Below are 18,921 nucleotides of genomic sequence, written 5' to 3'. Positions count from 1 at the left end.
TGGCCATGGCTGGCAGGCGCCGGCCGCCGGCGCCTGCCAGCACGGCACTTTGCCCCATCCGGCCACTAGTCCTTCCGGCCCATTCACGCGTGCCCCTGCGGTGCTAGATTCGGGTCCATGCCCGATTCCGGGTATCCACTCACACCCAGGGGATAAGGATGCTGATCCGTCGAACCTCTCTGGCGGCGGCTGTTGCCGTTGCCACCGTCGGCCTGCTGGCCGCAGGCCCGGCGCTGGCCGATTACGCGAAGCCGCCGGAACACCTGCTCAAGGTGCTGAAGGCCCCGCCGCCGCCGGCACCGAACGTGGCCCCGGGCGGCCAGCGCCTGCTGCTGACCACCGCGCAGACCTACCCGTCGATCAGCCGCGTCGCCCAGCCGTACCTGAAGCTGGCCGGCGTGCGCCTGGAGCCGAAGAACCGCAGCCGCCATGACACTCCCGGCGGCTATGGCATTCCGGCCTGCGTGGCCGACTTCACCCTGGTCGACATCGGCAGTGGCAAGGAGACCAAGGTCAACCTGCCGCAGGGCTGTGCCACCGGCGCGCTGTGGTCGGCCGACGGCAGCCACTTCGCCTTCCAGAATGCGGTCGATACCAGCGTGCAGCTGTGGGTGGGCGATGCTGCCACCGGCCAGGTGAAGCAGGTGCCGAACGTGCAGCTGAACCCGATCTTCGGCAATACCGTGCAGTGGCTGGGAAGCAGCCAGAACCTGCTGGTGAAGCTGGTTCCGGCCAACCAGGGCCCGGCGCCGTCCAATGGTGGCGTGCCGACCGGCCCGGACGCTCAGGAGTCGCTGGGCAGCAGTGGTGAAAGCAGTACCTATGAAGCCCGCGACACGCTGACCAGCGTGCATGACGAAAAGCTGTTTGCCTATTACGGCGCTTCGCAGCTGGCCGTGGTCGATACCGCCGCCAACAGCGTGCGTCCGGTCGGCCAGCCGGCACTGTTCAACGATGTCAGCGCCGCACCCGATGGCGTGCACGTGCTGACCGAATCGATCAAGGCACCGTATTCGCACGCGGTGACCTACCAGCGTTTTGCCAACGACGTGGCCGTGCTGGATATCAGCAGCGGGCGCAGCACTGCGATCGCCAGCCTGCCGCTGGCCGACCGCGTGCCGGTGCACGGCGTGCCGGAAGGCCCGCGCGGTTTCGACTGGCGTGCCACCGATCCGGCCACCCTGGTCTATGCCGAAGCACTGGACAAGGGCGACTGGAAGGTCAACGTGCCGCATCGCGATCGCGTGCTGATGCTGAAGGCGCCGTTCAACGGCAAGCCGGTCGAGATCACCCGCACTGCGCAGCGCTTCGAAGGCTACGCGTGGACCGCCGATCCTGCCGTGGCGTTCCAGTACGAGAACGACGAGAACCGCCACTGGATGCAGACCCGCATCGTCGATGTGGACCAGCCGAAGAAAGAAGGCCGCCTGCTGTGGGACATGTCCAGCGATGAGCTGTACGGCAACCCCGGCGACCTGGTCTTCACCCGCCTGCCGAATGGCGCGCGGGTCGTGCGCCGCGAGGGCAACCATGTATTCCTCAGCGGCCGTGGCGCCTCGCCGCAGGGCGACCGTCCGTTCCTCGACCGCCTGGACCTGGGCACACTGAAGAGCGAGCGCCTGTTCCGCAGCAGCGCCGATGCCTACGAGCAGTTCCTCGGGTTCAGCAGCACGCCGGGCCGCTACCTGACCTGGCACCAGTCGGTGATCGATCCGCCGAATGCCTTCATCCGCCAGCAGGGGGATGCGGTGGCCGACGCGAAGGCCGGCGAGGCTCAGTTCGCCTCCACCGCAACCGCGCTGACCAAGCTGGTCGACCCGACCCCGGAAGTGCGCCAGATCAAGAAGCAGCTGGTGACCTACAAGCGCGCCGACGGCGTGGACCTGTCGTTCACCCTGTACACGCCGCCGGGCTACAAGGAAGGCCAGCGTGTGCCGGCGATCCTGTACGCCTATCCGGCCGACTTCGCCAACGCCGCGCAGGCAGGGCAGGTGTCCGGTTCGCAGCAGACCTTCACCCGTCTGCAACCGTACCGCCTGATGCTGCTGGCCGGCTACGCGATCATCGACAACGCCTCGTTCCCGATCGTGGGTGACCCGAAGAACGCCTACGACACCTACCTGGAGCAGCTGGAAGCTGACGCCAAGGCGGCAGTGGACAAGGCGGTGGACATGGGCGTGGTCGATCGCAACCGCATCGGCGTGACCGGTCACAGCCATGGCGGCCTGATGACCGCCAACCTGATCGCGCACACGAAGCTGTTCAAGGCCGGTGTGGCGACCAGCGGTTCGTACAACAAGACCTTTACCCCGTTCGGCTTCCAGAACGAGCGCCGCTCGGTGTGGCAGGCGCAGGACGTGTACCTGAAGGCGTCGCCGTTCTTCTATGCCGACAAGATCAAGCTGCCGTTGCTGCTGGTCCACGGCGAGGACGACGCCAACCCCGGCACCGAGCCGTTCCAGTCGCGCAAGCTGTACCAGGCGATCCGCGGCAACGGCGGCACCACCCGCCTGGTGATGCTGCCGAACGAGCCGCACTGGTATACCGCGCTGGAATCGAACGAGCAGCTGGTGTCGGAAATGCTGAACTGGTTCGACACCTACGTGAAGAACGCAAAGTAAGGATCTGGAAGGCCGCCAAAGGGCGGCCTTCCTGCATTCTGTAGAGCCGAGCCATGCTCGGCTGCTGTTGGCCCGAGGTAAGGAAGCCCGATGAAGACGTGGTTGTTGGCACTGGCAATGTTGAGCGCTGCGCCCGCCGCGATGGCCTCTCCATCACCAATGAGTGTCCAGGTGACGTATGACTGGTATGGCTGGGGCAGTGTTTCGGAACGTTGGCTCATTCAGCGCGATGCGCGTGGCGTGGTCACCCGCGTACAGATTGCCGAGACGCCTGGCGCCAAAGCGCGATTGCCGGTTCTGCTGTCGGCCGGTGCGATGACCGCGTTCGAGACGGCACTGGGGGCACCTGCGCTGACCCGGCGGGCCAGCGTGGAACGGATCGCCGCGCGCCTGGACCGGCCGGCGATGCTGGCGTTGGATCCCGGCCTGCGCCGCATTCCGGAGTCCAAATGCTCGTTTTCCCGGCAACAGGAGTGGGCACGACAGTCGCTGGCCACGCACGACCTGCAATGGCGCGTCGCACGGCATTTCGAAGGCATGTGGACCGATGACGGTCCCTTGATGACCGTGGTAGTGAAACGATCGGGTCGCCCGGACGTGGTGCTTGTATCGACCTCGCAGAAGGTGATGATGCTGCCGTGGAAGCGGCTGTCTTCGCCCACTTTCGATCACCAGGTGTTGGCTCGCACGCCGGATGAGTGGCGGCCGGCGTTGAGCGAAGCGCTGAATGCGTTGCTGCCGAAGGGTGAGCGCTCACGCCAGCGCTTCCAGATCGGATGGCTGCAGGGCCGGCTGCGCAACGAGCTTGCTTTGGAGGCGTTGGGCTGCGCCCCTGGGCGCGAAGTCAGTGCCAGATGACCATTCAGGCGCGTTATGCCGTCGACTGTGGAGACCCGGTAACAACGTGTTACCAGCACATTCGCCCGTCATGCAAATGGGCTAGTCTGAGTCCGTGTGCTTGTTTCAGGTCGATGCAATGAAAGCGATCCTTCTTGCTGCAATGCTGTCGTTGATCCCTGTCTCATGGGCATCGGCCCAACCGTTGCCGTCCGAACTGACGCAGCTGGGCATTGTCGCCGGCATGCCGTATGCCAAGGCCAAGCGCCTGTTGGATGCGGCAGGGTGGCAGGCGAGCAGGGTGCAGGGCGCCCCCGAGTCACTTGAGGGCTTTCCGGAAGTCGGATGCCAGAAGGGCGCCAAGCAATGCGCAACAACCTTCGAAAAGGGCGGGCAGCAGATCGAGATGCGATTGGGCACTACCCTGGCAGGGCAGCCGTTCGTGCAGGGCGTGGACTGAGCGCTTGCTGCGCTCACGCCAGCGGTAGCCGGTCCTGCGCGTGTGACAGCCGGTCGTGCAGTTCGCGCACATGTTCGGCCTTGGCATGCACGCGGGTGGTATCGCCGTAGCTGCGCAGGTAGGTGCACGCGGCAAAGCCGGCGCTCTTCTTTTCGTAATCGGCAATCCAGGCCAGACGATCCGGGTTGCTGGCCTGCTCGGATGACCAGGCCGCCACTGGCGGGCGGATGCGGTATCGCAGGCCGACACGCCACGGCTTGGGGCTCAGCCGCGCACGGAAGCAATGCTGCAGGCGGCACATGCGTGCGTACAACGGATCGGTACCCAGCGCCTTGAAGAAGTCCTGCGCCAGCGCCTGCTCGGGCGAGAACGTGGCATGCATCGCCAGGACGCGCAGCCCGGCCGGCGTCCGGTAGGTGCGCAGGTGCCAATCGGGGTGCTGTGCGCTGAAGGCGTCCACGCGCTTCAGCGCAAGACCTTCAGCACCGCCGGCGGCGGCCAGGCGCTGTTTCCTCCGCATCAGCAGCGCGGCGTTGACCAGCAGTACTGCCGCCACGCCGAGTACCAGGCCCACCAGCCAGTGCCAGAGCAGGGTGCCAATGACCGCGCCGGCAAGCAGCACGACCGCCGCGACGATGGCCGGTATCACGCATCCGGCCGGCGGCTGCGCATGGTCGATGTCGGCGAACAGCACGTCGGGGCTGTTGAGGCACAGCGCGCCGTAGCTGTTGCGGGTGATGATGACGTCGCCGTCGCGCTGCACGATCTGCTCGCGGATCGGTACGCCCTCCACGCCATAGTTGCTGCGCACTTCGCGGCGCGGAAGCTGCTGTCCGGCGATGATCGCATTGAGGGCTTCATTGGCCCGCGTGTCAGCGTGGGCCTGGGCTTCGGCAGGCCCTTCGTCGGACCAGCCGAAGCGGCGCACGACCACCGGCCGGCCACGGAAACGGGCCTGCAGGCGGGCTTCGGCCCAGTACGCGGGAACGATCATCATCGTGCGGTGCTCCATCATCCGTGGCAGGTGCCAGAGTGAGTCTGGCACAGCCCCGAAGGGCCTGCATGTACCGGCTGCGGCGGCCGGGGCGGAGTGGTAGATTGCGCGCTTCGCATGCACTCCACCAAGGACGGAGCGATGTCCATTCTCCTGCGTTGCCTGCTTGCCCTGGCCTGTGCCGGGGTGGTTGGCGTGGCGTCGGCGGCTACCCCGCCGGGACCGCAGATCCTCACCACCGATGCCAGCCGCTTCTACGCGCTCTACGACAGTACCGGCGGCAAGCCGACTGTTGCCCAGCTGGCCGGCTACCTGGCTGAAGGCAGTGCAGGCCTGGGTGAGCTGGCGAAGGCTCGCCGGGTGACGCCCGAGCGTATTGCCGAGGCCATTGCCAGCCAGCCGGAGCTGTACGCGCAGGGCCGCAGCTGCCTGGCGGAGCTGCCGGCGGTGAAGCAGCGCCTGGTGCAGGTGTTCGGCAACCTGCAGGCAATCTATCCGCAGGCCACGTTTCCGCCGGTGACCATCGCGGTCGGCCGTGGCCGGCCGGTCGGTTTGACCTCGAAAAGCGGGGTGATCATCGGCCTGGAAGCGCTGTGCGCAGCCGATTTCATGAATCCCAACGTGCAGGACCGCTTCGTGCACGTGATCGCGCACGAGTACGTGCACATCCAGCAGACCGGCTTGACCGACTTCGAGCCGGGAGACGCGCATGCGACAGTGCTGCGTGTTTCGCTGGGCGAAGGCATCGCCGAGTTCATTGCTGAACTGATTTCCGGCAACGTCGGCAACGGTCGGCATGCCGCCTGGACCCGTGGCCGGGAAGTGCATATCGAAAGCGCCTTCGCGCTGGATGTGGACAGCATCGATCTGTCGCCGTGGCTGTACAACTACAAGCCCGGATCGCAGGAGCCCTATGACCTCGGGTACTGGGTGGGCTACCGCATCGCCAAGGCCTATTACCTGCAGGCCAGCAACAAGCGCGATGCGGTGCGTGCGCTGATCCAGCAGGACAACCCGAAGGCGATCCTGGCCGCCAGCGGCTGGACCCCAGGCATGTGGATGCCGGCCAAGGTGACGGGTGTGGCTGCGCGGTCGGCGGCGCGGTAAGCGCAGGGCCACGCGCTAGACTGGCCCGGACCTCCAGGGAGAGACCCCATGCGTTCCTTGTCCGTCGGCCTGGCCGCGCTTGCCCTCGGTATCGCGCTGGCTGCCCACGGGTCGGCCGCCGATGCACCGGCCATCAACCCGTTGCTGTTGGAACCTGTCGAGCGCCTGCGTCCGGACCAAGTGCGCTTCATGCAGCAGCGCCTGGCCGATTGGCCGGAACTGCAGCGTTACCGCGATGCCAACGCACGGCTGCCTGCCGCCGTAGCGGGGCAACCACGCGTGGTGTTCTTTGGTGACTCGATCACCGAAGGCTGGGGCAGGGAAGGCAGTGCGGCGTTCTTCCCGGGCAACGGTTGGCTCAACCGCGGTATCAGTGGCCAGACCACGGCGCAGATGCTGGTGCGTTTCCCGCAGGACGTGCTGGCCCTGAAACCGCAGGTGGTGGTGATCCTGGCCGGCACCAACGACATTGCTGGCAACACAGGCCCGGCCACGCAGGCGATGATCGAAGACAACCTGCACGCGATGGTGGACCTGGCCCGCGCGCATGGCATTCGTGTGGTGCTGGCATCGGTGCTGCCGGTCAGCGACTACCCGTGGCTGCCGGGCACATCGCCCGCGCCCAGGGTACGGGCATTGAACACGGCATTGAAGCGCTATGCCGATGCGCAGCAGCTGGTCTATCTGGACTACTACACGCCGATGGCCAATGCGGCCGGCGGCCTGGACCCGCAGCTGGCCGACGACGGCGTGCATCCCACTGCGAAGGGATATGCGGTGATGGCGCCGCTGGCCGAGGCGGCAGTCAATCGCGCGCTGCAGCAGAAGCCGCTTCAGCGGGCAGGTTCGCCAGCAGCCACTCACAGAAACTGATCACCAGCGGATCGGCTGTGCTGTCTTCGTGCACCAGCCAGCTCCAGCGCGGGCCGCGCACGCGTGCATCATCCAGTGGCTGCAGCAGCCCCTGTTCGCAGGCGCGTTCTGCCAGCAGTTCGCTGACCAGCGCGATCCCCAGCCCCTGGCACGCGGCATCCAGCAACTGCCCCGGCTCGGAGAAGTTCATGCCTTCGCGGCGCTGGCCGACGTCGGCACCGCCCTGTACCTGCCACTGGCTCCAGTCCATTTCGCGCTCGCCATGCAGGGTCAGGCGTTCGTGCACAGGCGTGGCAAGCAGGGCCGGATGGCAGGCCGGATAGAGACGGTCCTGCAGCAGCACACGATGCTGGCACTGCGCCTGTGAGTCGAGGTCGTCACGCACCGCCACGTCCAGCGTCTGCATGGTCATGTCCGGTGCGTCCTCGCTGGTCAGCAGCCAGAGGTCGGCGCCGGGATGCAGGTGGTGGAAACTGGCCAGGCGCGGTACCAGCCAATGGCGGGCGAAGGCCGGGCTGGTGTTGACGATCAGTTGATTCGGCTTGCGGTACTGATCGAGCCGGCGGATACCGCTGGCCAGTTGTCGCAGCAGCGCCTGCGTGGTTTCCAGCAGGTCGATGCCGGCATCGGTGAGGGTGACGCTGCGGCCTTGCCGGAAGAACAGCGGTTGCTCCAGCGACGCCTCCAGGCCCCGGATCTGCTGGCTGATGGCTGACTGGGTCAGGTGCAGTTCTTCCGCTGCACGGTGGAAGCTGCCGAGGCGGGCGGCGGCCTCGAAACCACGCAGCGCATTCAGCGGGGGCCAGTGCTTAAGCATTTTGATAAGAAGAACTGTTCAATTGATGGCTGAATCTATCGTTTGTCCTTATGGGTGGGCAAGCGCAGCATAGTCCCCATCCCACACCGGCCCTGGAGCCCGTCATGAGCAGCCGTCGTCATTTCCTCACCCAGCTGGCGGGCGCCGCCGGTCTTGGCGGCCTGGCCGCCCTCGGCCTGGCGGGGCTTCCAGGCCGCGTGTCCGCAGCGGGGCCGGGTGCGGGCGTCTGGCGCATGCCGGACGAGCACGGCCCGCAGGAACGCGTCTTCCTGGCCTTCGCCGCGCAGCCGCGGGTCTGGGGTGCGCAGGCCGATGCAGTGAATACCGCTGTGGCCCGCCTGGCCCGCACCATCGCCCGCCACCAGCCGGTCAGCGTGCTGTGCCGCCCGGCGCAGCTGAAGCAGGCCCAGGACCGCTGCGGCCGCGACAACATCGAGTTTCTCGAGGTGCCGTTGGATGACATCTGGGTGCGCGACTACGGCGGCTGCTTCGTCACCGATGGCCAGGGCGGGCTGGGCCTGGTCGACTTCAACTTCAACGGGTGGGGTGGCAAGCAGAGCGCTCGCAATGATGGCGCGGTGGCGCCATGGCTGGCGCAGGTGACCGGCGCGACGCTGCTGGAAAGCGATCTGGTGGGCGAGGGCGGCGGCATTGAAGTCGACGGCCATGGCACCGCGATCCTCACCGAGAGCTGCTGGGTGAACCGCAACCGTAATCCGGACTGGTCGCGCGCCGATATCGAGGCGGAGCTGAAGCACCACCTCGGACTGCGCAAGGTGATCTGGCTGCCCGGTATCGCCGGCGAGGACATCACTGATGCGCACGTGGATTTCTATGCGCGTTTCGTGCGGCCGGGCGTGGTGATCGCCAACCTGGACAATGATCCGGAGTCCTACGATCACGATCTGACCCGTGAGCACCTGGACATCCTGCGCGCGGCCACCGATGCCGATGGCCGTCGCCTGCAGGTGCACACATTGCCGCCGCCACTGGACGGGCGCGACAACGTGCATACCCGCGACAACGACGATCTGGCCATGGGCTACATCAACTACCTGCCGATCAACGGCGCGGTGGTCGCGCCGCAGTTCGGTGACGACGATGCCGATGGCTTCTGCCGTGAACTGCTGGAAGAAATGTATCCCGGCCGCGTGATCGAACAGGTGGATATCGACGCCATCGCCGGTGGCGGTGGCGGCATCCATTGCGTGACCAAGAACATGCCGAAGGTCTAGTCCGTCACGGTACAGTGGCGTGGCAGCCGGCCACGCAGCGTGGCCGCCAGGGACGATGGGGTGGGTGATGCGGAAGGGAATCCAGAGGTGGCTGCGCCGCGGCGGCGCAACGGTGGCCTTGCTGCTGGCTGCCGTGCCGGCATTCAGCGCAGGCACGGCAGTGCCGTCGCCGCTGACGCGTGAACCGGTGGGCGGCATTGCGTTGGCCGAATGGACCGCCCGCTGGTGGCGCTGGGCCGACAGCCAGGGCGGCGCGCCCTATCTCGACCCGGATGGCCGTGTGTGCGATGTGGGCCAGGAAGGCCCGGTCTGGAACCTGGCAGGCACCAACGGCCGCTTCCAGCCGCATCGCGAATGCGTGGTGCCGGCCGGCAAGTACCTGTTGCTGCCGATCATCAACATGGCGCACTACCAGGTGGACGAGCATGTGTCCTGCAAGGAGCTGCAGGCCGGGGCGGCGGTCAACAACGATTACCTGATCAGTGCAGTGGTGCTGCTGGATGGCCAGCCACTGGGCGACATGCGCAGGCATCGGGTCCGCAGTGACGGCTGCTTCCGCATGGATGCCGGCGACGAACACTCACGGCTGGCCGCCGCCGACGGCTACTGGGTGATGCTCAAGCCGTTGCCGCCGGGCCGGCATACCCTCAGCGTGGGTGCCAACTATGGCGTGCCGGAGGGCGGCGCATACAGCCGCATGCGGCAGTCCTTCGAGTACGTGCTGCATGTGGGAGGGCGCACCCAGGTCGTATCGCGCGCACAGCACACGATGCCCGTGGCCGCTCCCTGAGGATCAGGCGTCGTCCTGCTTCAACGCCGCATCGGCCGCCAGCAGCGCTTCGGCGGCCGCACTGAGGGGCGGCGAAGGCGGTGCGACCACGCCAATCGCTTCCATCATCTTCGGCATGCCCAGGAACTGTCGCGCACGGCGGTCGTAGATGCCGGTGACCAGCAGCGCGCGCGTGGCGATCTTCTGCTCGGCACCGATCAGCACCCGCTGCTCCATGATGCCCCGCGAGCCGACCCAGCCCACCAGGCGTGTTTCCAGGGTGAAGCGCTGGAACGGCTTCAGCTCGCGACGGAACTGGATGGTGCCGGCACCGACGATCGGCGCCCACTTCTCGCGCAGCGCCACCCGGCCCAGGCCCATGCGCAGGATCAGATCCAGCCGGCCCAGATCGAAGATGTTCCAGTATCGGCCGTTGGTCATGTGCAGGTTGCTGTCCAGGTCGTTGGGCAGCACCCGGAACTGCAGCCGCGAGACCCCGAACGGGGCGTCCAGCTTCGGCCGGAACAGGCTGCACAGCAGCAGATGGAGCAGGCGGAACCAGAGATTCATGGCTATGACGACTGTTATAGAACGGCCGGTACGCTAATCTATGACGATCGTCTTAGCAAGGAGCCCCGCCGTGAGCCCGCGACCGTCCGATGCCCCCCAGCGCGTGATCGATGCCGCAGCGCAGATGCTGGCGAGGGTGGGCCTCAATGCCACCAGCATCCGCGAGGTAACCAAGCTGGCCGAGGCGCCCTTGGGCTCGACCTACCATCACTTCCCCGGCGGCAAGCAGGAGCTGCTGGCGCGCGCCACCCACATGGCCGGCGACAAGGTGGAGACGCTGCTGGTGGAGCTGTTGAAGGCGGGCGCGGTGCAGGGCCTGCAGCAGTTCCTGGCGATGTGGCGCGAGCGTCTGCTGCGCTCTGATTTCCGCGCCGGCTGCCCGGTGCTGGCTGCGGCCGTGGAGGAACCGCTGGAGGCGACGCTCAGCCAACCCCGCGCCGCTGCCGCCGAGGTGTTCGCGCGCTGGCAGGGCCACCTCGCCTCGGCGTTCGTCGCCGAAGGGCATGCCCCGGCAGCGGCGGGTGAGCTGGCCAGCCTGGTGATCGCCAGCGTGGAAGGCGCGGTGGCGATGTGCCGCGCGCTGCAGGACATCGCCCCGTTCGACCAGGTGGCCGCGCAGCTGCTGAAGGCGGCCGCGCGGCCTTGATCGACCGCTGCGGGCAGGCGAGACTCGCCAGCAGCCCACGACTGGATGCCGCCATGGACGAACCGCACCGCCGTCAGTTGATCGAGCACTACCTGCAGGCCTACAACCGCTTCGATATCGACGCCATGCTGGCTGTGCTGGCGCACAACGTGCGCTTCGAGAATCACAGTGGTGGCCAGCTGACGATGGTCACCGAAGGCATCGATGCCTTTGGCGAACTGGCACGGCAGTCTGCGCCCCTGTTCCGGGAGCGCGAACAGCGCTTGCTGGCACTGGTGTTCGATGGTGACCAGGCGACCGCAACGATCGGTTGGCGCGGCGTGTTCGCGCAGGATGTTCCCGATGGACCGCGTGCGGGCACCGAGCTGGAACTGCAGGGACAGAGCGAGTTCGTGTTCGCCGATGGCCGCATCGAACGGATCATCGACCGCAGCTGAGGATCGCCCGGATGGGAGCGCTGTCTGGACAGCGGACCTGCCCGCGGTAGAATCCGCCCATCACCGCCTACGCGTGCCCGGCAAGGATGTCCGCATGCAGTATCAGGTTCCCGAAGTCCCTGGCCGCGCTGCCTTCCGCCCCCTGGCGGCGGCATGAAGCGCTCGCGCCATTGTTCACCTCGCCCATTGAAGTTGCCGATGAACCGCGGCAGCGAAGTCGTGCGCGCGCGTCGGCACCTGCAGCAGCGCGGTTGGCCACGCCTGCAGATGGCGCTGATCGTCGCCCTGACCGGCGCGGCCGGTTTCCTTGCCTCGCACCTGCTGCGCCTGGCCGGTCTCGACGCGATGCTGCTGCGCTACCCGATGGCCGTGTTGCTGGCCTACGGCGTGTTCCTGCTGCTGATGTGGATCTGGATCCGCTGGCGCTGGGACAACGTACTGGATGGGCTGTCGCCGGATGTGGGCGGTGGTGGCCCGTCGCCACGCGGCAGCGCCGTGGAATCACCGTGGAGCGGTGCCGGTGGCCATTCCGGTGGCGGCGGTGCATCGGCATCCTGGAACGAGTCGGCATCGGTGAGCGGTGGCGATGCCGGAGAGCTGCCGTTGGCCGGGCTGGCCGAAGACGAAGCCGGCCTGCCGTTGCTGGCCATCCTCGGCATCGTCGCTCTGGTGGCGACGGTCCTGCTGGCCAGCGTGTGGGTGGTGTGGTCAGCACCGGTACTGATGGCCGAACTACTGGTGGACGCGGCCATTGCCGGCGGCCTGTACCGGCGCATGCAGGGGATGCAGGAGCAGGGGTGGTGGCGGGTATGCGTGTCGCATACGATCTGGCCGCTGCTCGGCCTGCTGCTGTTTTTCGCCGTGCTGGGCTGGCTCGCGCAGGAGCTCGCGCCAGGTGCGAGCCATCTGCTGCAGGTGATCCAGGCGATGTAATGAGGCTGCGTGCTGACCGGGCCCTGCCGTGGCCTGTTTTCAGCAGCAACAGGCCGTGGGCTATGATCGCGGTCGCCCGGAAGTCATGTGCTGGCGGTTTCGCCTATGGGGAGCTTGTCGTACTGCATCGGGAACAGGGGCGCCGGAGGCACGGGCGCCCGTTGAAACACACAACCACTGACGAGGAAGAGCGCATGGATGTCGCTGCACGCAGGAACAGGACGTTGTTTCGTTGGATCATGGTGACGCTGCTGGCGGTGTTGTTGCCGTTTGCAGCACTGGCGCAGCCCGCAGCCGGACAGCCCGATGGCGCCGAAGCCGCCACCGCCGCGGAAGAGGCGCGATGCCGGGCCTGCAGCTATGAGCGGATTGGACCGAAGGTCGATATCGGCCTGGTGGCACTGGTGTCGCTGCTGGTGGTGGGCCTGCTGATCGCGGCGTCGCGGGAATGGGGCACCACCTCGCAGCGCTGGACCTGCCGCACGCTGGCCCTGCTGCTGGTGGGCATCGGCGCGGCGTTGCTGTGGTGGGCCGGCAGCATCCTCTACCTGGGTTACAACCCGTGGCAGGAGCAGCTCGCACCCAGCGACGGCTCGCTCGGTTCGACGCTGCTGAGTACGTCGCCGAAGTGGCTGGCGGCACTGGTGCTGATCGGCCTCGCGCCTTCCATCTGGAAGCGCAGTGAACGCCTGCCGGCCTGGCGTATCGGCTGACCCTGGAACGACGGCGCCGGATCACAGCCGGCGCCGCCTGCGGCAATCACTCGAAGCGCCAGCGCACGCCTGCATAGACGCCACGGCCTTCGCCCGGGGTCGAGCGCGCGACATCCTTTCCGGCATCGTCGTAGCCCGGCGTGACCGTGGCGGCGTAGTGGCGGTTGCCGATGTTGCGCATCTCCGCCCAGGCTTGCCAGCGGCCACCGGGTGCGTCGTAGCCGATGCGGCTGCCGAAGATCACATGGCTGTCGGCCCAGTAGCTGTTGGCGTAGTCCACGGCGATGCGCGAGGCATATTCGGTATTGAGCGCGGCATACAGGCCGGATGCGTGATCGAAGCGCAGCTCGGCCTGGTACGCGTGGCGCGGCAGGCCGGGCAGGCGGTTGCTGCCGAAACGCGCGTCGTGGCGGTAGCGGAAGTCGCTGAAGGTATACGCCTGGCGCAGCGACAGGCGGCCCGGCGCAGCCTGCCACAGCGTGCTGTCCAACCCGGCTTCGACGCCGCGGTGAACGGTGGGGCTGGCGTTGTTCTCGGCGATGAACAGGTTCGGCACCGGTTGCAGCTCGACGCTCAGCAGTTCGTGGTTCACGTGTGCGTAGTAGCCGGTCAGCTCCCAGCGGCCCAGCGCAGCGTCGCCACGCGCGCCCAGTTCCAGCGTGGTGGCGGTCTGGTTCTGCATCGGCACCGGCGCGCGCTGGCGGCCGGTGGACGGGCCATTGCCCGGCCCGAAGTACTGGTTCGAGCCCCAGATCATCGACCACGGGTGCGGAGCCTCCACCGAACGGCTGAGGTTGCCGAACCACTGGGTCTGGGCGCTGTGCTGCCAGGTGAAACCCAGTCGTGGCGCGTAGTCCCAGTCGTGGTCGCGCAGGCGGCCGCCGCTGCTTGGCCAGGTCACCTGTACATCGCGGCGGGTGTTGATCAGCGCCAGTCCAGTCTGCATGCGCAGGCGGTCACTGAAAGCGAGGGTGTTGCTGACGTGCAGCGTACTGTCGGTGCCGTGGTGGCGGAAGTCACGCGTGCGCGTGCCGGCGGCATAGCCGTTGCTGGCAAAGCGCAGCGACTCGCGCACATCGGCGTCCAGATCGTGGGTGACGCGCAGGCCGACCGTGGTTTCGCTGTCCAGGCCGAACAGCCGGTGGCGGTGGCGGTAGTCCAGCGTGGCATTGAGGTTGGCGTAGCCCAGCTGCTGGCGGTACAGGCTCTCGTTCAAGTCCATGGGGTACTTGTGATAGACCAGCCCGGCCTGCAGCGAGGAATCCTCATCGATCTGCAGCGTGGTGACGTTGCCCACCCAGGTGCTGCCCGGCTGCGGGCGGCGTGCATCGATGGCCAGGTTGGCCGCGTTCGCGGCGTGCGGATCGTTGCGGATCTGGTCGCGGGTCAGGCGACCGGGCGTTTCGTGATTGGTCTCGCGGTAGCGCACGAAGAAGCGCGTCTGCAGGTCGGGGGTGATCTGCCAGCCGATGTTGGCCATCGCGCCCTTGCCATCGCCGCGCGCATGGCGCTGGTACCCGTCGAATTCGGTATCGGTGTAGGCCAGGAAGTAATCGACATCGCCACTGACGCCGCCCCAGCTGATGCCACGCTTCTGGTAGCCACGGCTGCCGGCTTCGTAATGCAGCTGCACGCCCGCCGAATCGCGGCCGCTGCGGCTGACGTAGTCGATGGCACCGCCGAGTGCCAGCGCGCCACGCTCGAAACCATTGGCGCCGCGCAGCACTTCCACGCGCGACAGCCACAGCGGTTCCAGCAGCTCGTAGGGCGTGCCGCCCGGGCCGGTCAGCGGCAGGCCATCGATCGACACGGCAATGCCCGAGGCATGCGCGCCCGGGCCCCGGTTGATGCCCGAGCCACGGATCGAAACCTTGGTGCCCTCGTTGCCCGGTGACTGCGCGCTGATGCCCGGCTGGTAGGCCAGCACATCGGCAGTGCTGGACAGTCGGCTGTCGGCCTTGGCCATGTCGATGACGTTGCTGGCGCCGGGTATGCGCTTCAGCGCCTCGCGCGCCTGCGCGCTGGCATCGGCAGCGGTGACCTGCACCGCATCGAGCGTAGTCGCCTGCGGGGCGGCAGCGGCAGTGGAAGCGAGGCCGAGGGAAACGGCCAGGAACAGCAGTGAGGGGGTGGGGCGGTACGGCGAGAGCGTCATGCGGAAATGCTGTAAACCACGAAAGTGGCGCGCAAGTTAACAGCTCGTGGGAGCCACGTCACCCCTTGGTCGCCTATGGCGGCCACGCGCTGTTGCGGAACCCAACCCACGCTTGGCGGCGCTCGCTGACCGATCGCCAACGGAGCCGGCCACCGGCTTGCGACCGGCGCGCCCTGCGCGCACCATGGCGGGGTCGAAAATGGTGGGCCGGCGTGGTGAGCCCCGGCCAGCTGCAGGGCGAGCCCCTGTGGCCACAATCCAGCCCCTCCGGGCCGCGGACCACGACAGAAGGCGGACATGTGCCGCTTCCTGTCATCGCGTGCCCGCACCTGCGCACCGCCTTGTGGAAGCCACCACAGTCCTTTGCCGTTGCCTGCGGCACTGTCGAACTGGAGTTCTTCCATGCATCACACCCCCGTCCTCATCGTCGGCGGCAGCCTTGTCGGCTTGTCCGCGTCCCTGTTCCTGTCCCTGCGCGGTGTTCCGCATGTAATGGTGGAAAAGCACGCCGGTAGCGCCCCGCATCCGCGTGCGATGGGCTTCACCGAGCATACGCTGGAGTACTTCCGGGCCTGCGGCCTGGACAGCGCCATCCCGCAGACACCACCTGAAACGCGCCTGCGGCGGGTCACCGCCGAGAGCCTTGCCGGTGCGTGGGGCGAGGTGCTGCCTTGGACGCCGGGCGAGCACGAAACCCCGCCGGGCACGTTTTCGCCCTGCACCGGGGCGGCCATCGCGCAGGACCGGCTCGAGCCGATCCTGCGTGAAGCCACGCTCGCGCGGGGGGCTGATCTGCGCTATGGCCATCGCCTGCTCCAATGGCGACAGGCAGCGGATGGCGTGGTCGCGGTGCTGGAGAACGGCAGCACAGGTGAACGCCATGAGATCCACGCCCGCTATCTGCTGGCCTGCGATGGTGCAGACAGCCCGGTGCGCGAACAACTGGGCATCGCACGGCATGGTGTCGGTCATCTGCGCACGCTTCGCAGCGTTCTGTTCCGCTGCGAGCAGGCCGATGCCTACCTGGCCCGGGGAGTCCAGCAGTTCCAGATCACGCAGCCGGATCTGCAGGCGTTCCTGACCACCTATGGCGACGGCCGCTGGGTGTTGATGTTCAACGATGACCAACCGCGCAGCGATGATGAACTGTTGCAGGCCGTGCGCAGCGCACTCGGTGCGGACATGCCGGTTCAGCTGCTGGCCACCGGGCGCTGGGAAATGGCGGGGCGCATCGCGGAATGCTATCGCGATGGCAGCGTGTTCCTGCTGGGCGACGCGGCCCATCAGCTGCCGCCCACGCGTGGTGGCTTCGGTGCCAACACCGGTATCGATGACGCCTGGAACCTGGCCTGGAAACTGCAGCTTGTGCTGGCCGGCGTATCCGCGCCCGCGCTGCTCGACAGCTACAGCGACGAGCGTCAACCGATCGGCTGGCTGCGCCACCAGCAGACCTTCGCCCGGCCGGACTACGCGCGCTGGGTGAGTGCGCCGGTGAACGCTGTGCTGTACGGCAACGCGGCGATGGAGCTGGGCCAGTTGCAGCGCTCCCCGGTGGTGATCGGCGCAGGCGCCGAGCTGCCACCTGCGGCTGCGCCGGACGCGTGGAAAGGCCAGCCCGGCACCCGAGCACCGCACGTGTGGGTGCGCAAGGCGGGAGCGCGGGTCTCGACCGTGGACCTGTTCGTGCAGCACTTCACCCTGGTCAGTGGATCGCAGCGTTGGCTGCGGGCCGCGCGCGAGGCCGCGGTCGGCCTCGGTCTGCCGCTTGACGTGCTGGCGCTGGGCGGGGACATCCAGACCGATGACGATGCGGCGTTCCGTGATGCCTTCGGCATCGGGCCGGAGGGTGCGACGCTGGTGCGCCCGGATGGTGTGGTGGCCTGGCGCCAGCAGCAGGCCGGAGACGAAGCCACAGCGATGATGGAGTCGGTGCTGCGCACCGTCGCCTGCATCGACTGAGCGGGGGCGTTGGCCTCGCCTCATGAAGAGGCGAGCCGTGCCTGGCTGATTTTCGGTGCGACTCGATGGCCTGCCAAAGCCAGAGCCGGGCATCGCCCGGCTCTACAGGGAGGGGTGCGCCAGCGCCTTGGATTTCGCGTACAGCCGCTCGGCGATTTCCTTTTCGCCCAGCGCCGCATGGCATTCGGCCAGGCTGTCCCATACGTTGGCCGATTCCGGATACAGCGCGGTGTTGAGGGTGAACACCTTCAATGCCTTGCGGGCACCGAGGCTTTCGCGGATGGCGTAGCCACCGGCATTGATCGCACGCTCCAGTTCGCCGCTGGGAACGCCATTGCTGTCGCGCAGCCAGCGGTGCATCTGCTGATCCGCATCGACGCTGTCATCCAGCGCATACGCGATCAGCCGCTCGGACAGCACCGCGTGCGGAAACTCCCCGGGCGCGGCGACCGCCATCGTGCTCTCCACCAGCGTGCTCGACCAGACATTGCGGGCGCTGCCATTGGTCAGGTACACGAACACCCAGTAGCCGCTGGCCAGCGTGCCCTTGTAGGCCAGCCGTGCACGCACACGGGTGCCACCATCGTGGCCGACCTGGGTGTAGCCGTCGTTGCGGATGGTGTCCCACCCGGTGGAGAAGAAGTTGCTGCCGCCACCACTCAGTTTCTGCGGCTGCCAAAGCGTTTCCAGAGTCGCTGTACGCACCAGCCTGCCGGTCGCCAGCGCCTGCAGGAAACGGTTCATGTCACCCACCGTGGTCTGCAGATCGGCATGGCCCCAGCCGTAGTTCGGCCACGGGTCTTCATTGGCCGGCTGCAATGCGCCGGCCTTGCCGATGTACGGCACCGCCGCGCGCTGGGCCGGCACGCTGGCAACGCCCCACGAGGTGCTGGCCATCTTCAAGGGCTGCAGGATGCGTTCGCGTGCGATGGCCGGGTAGGGCTTGCGGTAGTGCGCCTCCAGCAACGCCACCAGCACCAGGTAGTTGGCCTGGGTGTACTGCACGCGGCTGCCGGTGGCGAACTGCATCGGCGCAGCTGCGGCAACTTTCAGCGCAGCGGCAAGATCGGGCGCGACACCGGCGTAGCCTTTGCTTACCCAGCGGTTGTCCACCCGGTCGTAGTACTCGGCGATGCCGGAGCTGTGGTTGAGGAAATCGCGCACGTGGATCGCCTGCCAGGCAGCGGGCAGGTCCGGCACGTAGCGGCTGGCCGGCGCGTCCAGATCCACCTTGCCCTGATCCACCAGCTGCATCACCAGCGTGCTGGTCAGCAGCTTGGCCATCGACTGTGCAGCGAAGACGGTATCAACGGTGACCGGTGTGTGGGTCGCCGGATCGCGTTCACCGCTGGCGCCCTGGTAGAGGACCTGGCCGTTGTGTGCGACCAGTACCGCCTGGCCGGCGATACCGTAGCGCTCACGGTTGGCCTGCAGCTGGGCGTCGAGCTGATGGGAAAGATCGCCAGGGGATTCACGCGCCGAAACAACCGGAACGGCGAAGAGGGCGCAGAGCAACGCGGCAGCAAGAGAACGGTACATCGCAGTAATCCGTCAGCGGCGATGGCGCATCTTGGTCAGCAGCGCCGGGGCGGTCAAGCAGCGCAGGCCGGGTGCTGTAGAGCCGAGCCCGTGCTCGGCTGCTGTTCCGTCAGGCATTGAGCCGAGCATGGCTTGTATGTTCCTCCCGGCTCCTACGAGGTATGTAGGAGCCAGGGTGGAGGGACCGTCAACATGATATCTGCGGGTACCAGCCGACAGACGAGCCGAGCGATCCCCATCCCGCACCTTAACGTCG

17 protein-coding genes are annotated in these 18,921 nt (G+C 67.2%); 12 read left to right on the top strand and 5 right to left on the bottom strand.

Annotation, left to right across the window (positions count from 1 at the left end; all coding sequences use genetic code 11):
* The first annotated feature begins 158 nt into the window (after window positions 1-158).
* The 3 genes from B9Y64_RS21335 (at window position 159) to B9Y64_RS21325 (ending at window position 3,918) form a co-directional block, all read left to right on the top strand.
* Window positions 159-2,621, top strand: a complete 2,463-nt coding sequence (locus B9Y64_RS21335; protein ID WP_100442356.1) for a S9 family peptidase — start codon at window positions 159-161, stop codon at window positions 2,619-2,621.
* 90 nt (window positions 2,622-2,711) lie between these two features.
* A complete protein-coding gene (locus B9Y64_RS21330; protein WP_100442355.1) occupies window positions 2,712-3,479 on the top strand; it encodes a hypothetical protein in 768 nt (255 codons plus the stop codon).
* Between the two features lie 118 nt (window positions 3,480-3,597).
* Window positions 3,598-3,918 carry a hypothetical protein gene (locus B9Y64_RS21325; protein WP_100442410.1) on the top strand — a complete coding sequence of 107 codons (321 nt, stop codon included), beginning with the start codon at window positions 3,598-3,600 and terminating at the stop codon, window positions 3,916-3,918.
* Between the two features lie 13 nt (window positions 3,919-3,931).
* On the opposite strand, the gene B9Y64_RS21320 is transcribed toward B9Y64_RS21325, so the two are convergent.
* On the bottom strand, window positions 3,932-4,915 hold the full coding sequence (locus B9Y64_RS21320) for a hypothetical protein (RefSeq protein WP_100442409.1): 984 nt from the start codon (window positions 4,913-4,915) through the stop codon (window positions 3,932-3,934).
* 138 nt (window positions 4,916-5,053) lie between these two features.
* On the opposite strand from B9Y64_RS21320, the gene B9Y64_RS21315 reads away from it, so the two are divergent.
* Together B9Y64_RS21315 and B9Y64_RS21310 are read left to right on the top strand one after the other, a co-directional pair.
* Complete coding sequence (locus B9Y64_RS21315; protein WP_100442354.1) at window positions 5,054-6,019, top strand: DUF2268 domain-containing putative Zn-dependent protease; 966 nt, start codon at window positions 5,054-5,056, stop codon at window positions 6,017-6,019.
* Between the two features lie 48 nt (window positions 6,020-6,067).
* The gene (locus B9Y64_RS21310) at window positions 6,068-6,892 is read left to right on the top strand and encodes an SGNH/GDSL hydrolase family protein (RefSeq protein ID WP_100442353.1); all 825 of its coding nucleotides are present in this window, start codon (window positions 6,068-6,070) and stop codon (window positions 6,890-6,892) included.
* Here B9Y64_RS21310 and B9Y64_RS21305 read toward each other — a convergent pair.
* The gene (locus tag B9Y64_RS21305; protein WP_100442352.1) at window positions 6,825-7,709 is read right to left on the bottom strand and encodes a LysR family transcriptional regulator; all 885 of its coding nucleotides are present in this window, start codon (window positions 7,707-7,709) and stop codon (window positions 6,825-6,827) included. The genes B9Y64_RS21310 and B9Y64_RS21305 overlap by 68 nt on opposite strands.
* A 104-nt stretch (window positions 7,710-7,813) precedes the next feature.
* On the opposite strand from B9Y64_RS21305, the gene B9Y64_RS21300 reads away from it, so the two are divergent.
* Together B9Y64_RS21300 and B9Y64_RS21295 are read left to right on the top strand one after the other, a co-directional pair.
* Window positions 7,814-8,944, top strand: a complete 1,131-nt coding sequence (locus tag B9Y64_RS21300; protein ID WP_100442351.1) for an agmatine deiminase family protein — start codon at window positions 7,814-7,816, stop codon at window positions 8,942-8,944.
* 67 nt (window positions 8,945-9,011) lie between these two features.
* Entirely contained in the window at window positions 9,012-9,734 is a 723-nt protein-coding gene (locus B9Y64_RS21295) for a hypothetical protein (RefSeq protein WP_238379962.1), read from the top strand.
* Between the two features lie 3 nt (window positions 9,735-9,737).
* Here B9Y64_RS21295 and B9Y64_RS21290 read toward each other — a convergent pair whose 3' ends face one another.
* On the bottom strand, window positions 9,738-10,283 hold the full coding sequence (locus B9Y64_RS21290) for a thioesterase family protein (protein ID WP_049458716.1): 546 nt from the start codon (window positions 10,281-10,283) through the stop codon (window positions 9,738-9,740).
* A gap of 70 nt (window positions 10,284-10,353) precedes the next feature.
* Here B9Y64_RS21290 and B9Y64_RS21285 point away from each other — a divergent pair, with 70 nt between their 5' ends.
* The 4 genes from B9Y64_RS21285 (at window position 10,354) to B9Y64_RS21270 (ending at window position 13,012) form a co-directional block, all read left to right on the top strand.
* Complete coding sequence (locus B9Y64_RS21285; protein ID WP_100442350.1) at window positions 10,354-10,929, top strand: TetR/AcrR family transcriptional regulator; 576 nt, start codon at window positions 10,354-10,356, stop codon at window positions 10,927-10,929.
* A 53-nt stretch (window positions 10,930-10,982) separates the two neighbouring features.
* Window positions 10,983-11,366 (top strand): nuclear transport factor 2 family protein, encoded by a 384-nt coding sequence (locus B9Y64_RS21280; protein ID WP_100442349.1) that lies wholly within the window; start codon window positions 10,983-10,985, stop codon window positions 11,364-11,366.
* 198 nt (window positions 11,367-11,564) lie between these two features.
* Entirely contained in the window at window positions 11,565-12,299 is a 735-nt protein-coding gene (locus tag B9Y64_RS21275) for a hypothetical protein (protein WP_406753775.1), read from the top strand.
* Window positions 12,300-12,493: 194 nt separating this feature from the next.
* Window positions 12,494-13,012 carry a hypothetical protein gene (locus B9Y64_RS21270; RefSeq protein WP_100442347.1) on the top strand — a complete coding sequence of 173 codons (519 nt, stop codon included), beginning with the start codon at window positions 12,494-12,496 and terminating at the stop codon, window positions 13,010-13,012.
* Window positions 13,013-13,058: 46 nt separating this feature from the next.
* Here the strand turns inward: B9Y64_RS21270 and B9Y64_RS21265 are convergent, their stop codons facing one another.
* Complete coding sequence (locus tag B9Y64_RS21265) at window positions 13,059-15,167, bottom strand: TonB-dependent receptor family protein (RefSeq protein WP_100442346.1); 2,109 nt, start codon at window positions 15,165-15,167, stop codon at window positions 13,059-13,061.
* A gap of 402 nt (window positions 15,168-15,569) precedes the next feature.
* Here B9Y64_RS21265 and B9Y64_RS21260 point away from each other — a divergent pair, with 402 nt between their 5' ends.
* On the top strand, window positions 15,570-17,126 hold the full coding sequence (locus tag B9Y64_RS21260; RefSeq protein ID WP_100442345.1) for an FAD-dependent monooxygenase: 1,557 nt from the start codon (window positions 15,570-15,572) through the stop codon (window positions 17,124-17,126).
* A 102-nt stretch (window positions 17,127-17,228) separates the two neighbouring features.
* Here the strand turns inward: B9Y64_RS21260 and B9Y64_RS21255 are convergent, their stop codons facing one another.
* A complete protein-coding gene (locus tag B9Y64_RS21255; protein ID WP_100442344.1) occupies window positions 17,229-18,665 on the bottom strand; it encodes a serine hydrolase domain-containing protein in 1,437 nt (478 codons plus the stop codon).
* Window positions 18,666-18,921: the final 256 nt, after the last annotated feature.

The organism is Stenotrophomonas maltophilia, assembly GCF_002799245.1.
Lineage (GTDB): Bacteria > Pseudomonadota > Gammaproteobacteria > Xanthomonadales > Xanthomonadaceae > Stenotrophomonas > Stenotrophomonas maltophilia_S.
The sequence above is the reverse complement of the archived record's forward strand: the minus strand, read 5'-3'. Positions and strand labels throughout refer to the sequence as shown.